This window comes from Corallococcus sp. AB045, from assembly GCF_003668895.1.
GTDB lineage: Bacteria > Myxococcota > Myxococcia > Myxococcales > Myxococcaceae > Corallococcus > Corallococcus coralloides.
In genome coordinates this window covers 1-3792 of sequence record NZ_RAWN01000369.1, presented here as the reverse complement: position 1 = coordinate 3792, position 3792 = coordinate 1, and the positions used below count along the sequence as shown (strand labels likewise).

3 protein-coding genes are annotated in these 3792 nt (G+C 72.3%); 2 read left to right on the top strand and 1 reads right to left on the bottom strand.

Annotation, left to right across the window (positions count from 1 at the left end; translation table 11 throughout):
* Positions 1-210: 210 nt before the first annotated feature.
* Both D7Y21_RS40590 and D7Y21_RS40585 read left to right on the top strand, forming a co-directional pair.
* The gene (locus tag D7Y21_RS40590; RefSeq protein ID WP_120563931.1) at positions 211-1272 is read left to right on the top strand and encodes an asparaginase; all 1062 of its coding nucleotides are present in this window, start codon (positions 211-213) and stop codon (positions 1270-1272) included.
* A gap of 71 nt (positions 1273-1343) precedes the next feature.
* Entirely contained in the window at positions 1344-2255 is a 912-nt protein-coding gene (locus tag D7Y21_RS40585) for a GGDEF domain-containing protein (RefSeq protein WP_120529987.1), read from the top strand.
* Between the two features lie 104 nt (positions 2256-2359).
* On the opposite strand, the gene D7Y21_RS40580 is transcribed toward D7Y21_RS40585, so the two are convergent.
* Positions 2360-3792, bottom strand: a 1433-nt coding sequence (locus D7Y21_RS40580) for a HEAT repeat domain-containing protein (protein ID WP_121718566.1), incomplete at its 5' end; no start/stop codon positions are given.

The following is a 3792-nucleotide window of genomic DNA, read 5'->3' as shown; positions in this document are numbered from 1 at the left end:
GCTTTACAAGCCCGGCGCGCGTGGCTAAACCCCGGGGCCTTGGGGGTGGCCGGAACTTCCGCGCTCTTGGCGCAGCCGACGACCATCAGGGTCGCCGCGGCCAGCACGGGAGCAACACGCTTCCATCGAGGGAGGAGCACGGCCCCGGGGTTTAGCCACGCGCGCCGGGCTTGTAAAGCAAGGCGGCCTTTGGCAGACGGCCCTTCGCCCATGCCCAGAGTCCTGATGTTGCACACGGGAGGCACGCTCGGAATGGCCGGTGGCCGGCCTTCCGCCCTGCGTCCCGCGGCCTTCTTCCAGACGCTCCGCAAGCGAGCCCCGGAGCTGTTCCAGCTGGCCGACATCGAACTGGAGCTGTTCTCCAACCTGGACAGCTCGGAGATGCAGCCGGAGCTCTGGAGCCGGATGGCCGCCCACCTCCACCGTCGACTGCCGGACTTCGACGGGGCGGTGGTGACCCATGGAACGGACACGCTCGCCTTCACGGCCAGTGCACTGTCGTTCATGTTGCGAAACCCGCCCTGCCCGGTGGTGCTGACGGGCTCGCAGCGGCCCCTGGGAGAAATCCGCTCGGACGCGCGGCTGAACCTCATCGACGCGGTGCTCTCCGCGCTCCAGGGTCCGCGCGAGGTGACCATCTGCTTCGACTCGCACCTGTACCGGGGCAACCGCACGCGCAAGGTGAAGGTGGCGGAGTACGACGCCTTTGAGAGTCCCAACTTCCCGGTGCTGGGCACGCTGGGCGTGGACGCCACCTTCGAGAAGGGCCTCCCGTCCCGGGGTCCCTTCCGGCTCCATGAGAAACTGGATCCGCGCGTCTTCCTCCTGAAGGTGTACCCGGGGCTGGACCCGGCCCTGCCCCTGCAACTCCTTCCGCACGTGAAGGGGCTGGTGGTGGAGGCGTACGGGGCGGGCAACGTGCCCATCGCGCCGGAGCTGGGCCGCTCGCTCCTGCCGCTCTTCATCCAGGCGCGCGAGCGGGGCGTCCCGGTGCTGGTGGTGAGCCAGTCGTACCGCAACGGGGTGGACCTCACGCTCTACGAGTCCGGGGCCAAGGCACTGGCGGAAGGGGCGGTGGGGGGCGCGGACATGACCCCGTCCGCGGCGCTGGTGAAGCTGATGCAGGGGCTGGCGGAGCATCCCCGGGGGGGCGAGGCCCTCTCCCGCTTCCTCCGGACGCCCGTGGCCGGCGAGCTGTCCGTCGGGCGGCCGACAGTTCCGCCACCGGAGAAACCCAGGCGCCGGCCCGCGCGGGTGGGGCGGGTCGCCTGACACCGGGTGCATGAAAGGAGCGTGGGTGTGCTTGCCGCCGTGAAAAGGCGGCCCCTAAGATGGGAGGCGCGATGTCCGAGGAGAAAACTTCCGTCCATTCGATTTCGGACCTGCTGGGCAGCGCCCAGCAGCAGAGCGCGTATCTGATCGTCATCAGCGCCAAGTCCGCCGCCGGCATCGGGCGGATGTTCAAGCTGGACCGCTCGGAGGTGGTGCTGGGCCGCAGCTCGGAGGCCCAGTTCCAGGTCGAGGACGACGGCATCTCCCGCAAGCACGCGAAGGTGGTCGCCATTGGCGACGGCCGCTTCCAGCTCGTGGACCTGGGCAGCACCAACGGCACGTACCTGAACGGCCTGAAGGTGAGCGCGGCGCCGCTGTACGACGGCGACAAGATCCAGATCGGCTCCAACACGGTGCTGAAGTTCAGCATCCAGGACGCGCTGGAGGAGCAGTACCAGCGCAGCATCTACGAGTCCGCCACGCGCGACGGCCTCACCCGCGTCTACAACAAGAAGTACTTCATGGAGACGGTGCGCAAGGAGTTCGCGTACTGCCTGCGCCACCGCGTGCCGCTGTCGCTGGTGCTCTTCGACGTGGACCACTTCAAGCGCATCAACGACGTGTACGGCCACCCGGCCGGAGACTTCGTGCTGACGCGCATCGCGCAGCGGGTGGCGGACACGGTGCGCACCGAGGACCTGCTCGCGCGCTACGGCGGCGAGGAGTTCGCGCTGATGCTGCGCGAGTCCGCGGAGGACGCGGCCCTGGCGTGCGCGGAGCGCTGCCGTGTGGCGGTGGACCGCGCGGACTTCATCTTCAGCGGCACGCCCATCAAGGTGACCATCAGCCTGGGCGTGGCGACGCTGCTGGACTCGGACTTCTCCCAGCCGGAGGACCTCATCTCCGCCGCGGACAAGTACCTCTACCGGGCCAAGCATGCGGGCCGGAACCGCGTGGACGCCAAGGCCGTCAGCGGCCCGTGAGTGTCAGGAGGAAGGCCCTGAGCCACGGGCCTTCCGCCTCCCGGATTCCCAAGCCGTCGGTGCGCGCAGCCTGAGCGGCCCCGGGCCGCTCGCGACGTCAGCGCTCAGCGTCCAAAGCCCAGCCGCCGCAGCCCTTCCGCCGACACGTGCTTCACGTGCGTGTCCGCGTCGTGCGCCGCCGCCTCGCTCAGCGCCGCCACCGCGTGCGGCCCGCCCAGCGCGCTCAGCGTCCTCGCGGCCGCGATGCGCACGTCCGCCACCGGATCCCCGCGCAGGCGGTCCGCCAGGACGCGCACGTGCGCGGTGCGGCCCACGAACTCCAGCGCCCGCGCCGCCGCCGCGCGCACCACCGGGTGATCCGACTCCAGCAGGCCCGCCGCCTCGTCCCCGCGAGACGGCTGCCGGTAGGCGGACAGCACGTCCAGCGCGGCCACCACCACCTCCGGCGCGCCGTCCTCCAGCGCCTTCGCCGCCAGCGCCATCGCGTCGCCATTCCGGGGCAGCGCCCCCAGCGCGCGCACCGCGCCCGCGCGCACCGGAGTCACGTTCGACGAGAGGAAGGGCGCCAGGCGCCGCGTAGGGGGCGGGCCCTCCGTGCAGTCCCCCATGAACGCCACCGCCTCCCCCTGCACCTCTGGAGTCCGGGCGTTGCGCCCCTCCGCCACGTCCCGCAGGAAGGCGAAGCACCCCTTCTCTCGGGCCATCGCGCCCAGCCACGGCCGGGCGGCCTCCGCGGACTCCGCGTCCTTCACGCCCTGGAGCGCCACGTCTCGCAGGGGCTTCCCGGAGGACTCCGCCAGGCCCCGCGCCGCCAGCTCCCGGACCCGGCCATCATCGTCTCCCAGCGCCCCCTCCAGCTCCCGCTTCGCCAGCGGGCCGTAGCGGCGCAGGGTGGCCACCGCCGTGCGCCGGCGCTGCGCGTCCGCGGACGCAAGGTCCGGCCGCAGCGCGTCCAGTTCGCGCGAGTACACGGCGAAGAGCCGGTTGATGACCGCCTCGTCCGGGGGCTTCGCCTCGGTGAGGAGCAGCCGGCCCACGGACGCGTGCTGCCGCTCGGCGACAGCGGAGAGCAGCTCCGCCATCACCGCATCACCGGCGACGGGCCTGGACGCCACCGCGTCCAGCACCACGCGCGTCGCCGACCGGCCCTGGAAGGTGGCCAGGTGCAAGAGCGCCGGCAGCCGCACGGACGGCTCCTGCGAGTACATCTCCAGCGCCAGCGACTGCCGGACGGCGTCCCGCTTCGCCCACACCCGGGCGGCGGCGGAAGGCCCCCGGGCACCGGCCTCCCGCAGGAAGTCCGCCGTGGACCGGCCGGAATCAGCGGCAGCCCGGGCGGCGGTGAGGCAGGCCCCCAGGTCCTCGTCCGGCGGGGTGTCCATGATCCAGTCCGCCAGGGCCCGCCGCTCCGTCAGTCCCCGGCTCCGGGCCTCCGCCCGCACCGCGGCCCAGCGCACCCGCCAGCTGGAATCCTTGAGCGCCGAGGCCAGCGCCTTCTGCGCCTCCACCCCTCCCGTCCCCAGGGGCGCCACCCAGC

Bases quoted from the DNA above. Each gene is read 5' to 3' on its own strand.
- D7Y21_RS40585 (WP_120529987.1), top strand. From the start codon at position 1,344: ATGTCCGAGGAGAAAACTTCCGTCCATTCGATTTCGGACCTGCTGGGC.
- D7Y21_RS40590 (WP_120563931.1), top strand. From the start codon at position 211: ATGCCCAGAGTCCTGATGTTGCACACGGGAGGCACGCTCGGAATGGCC.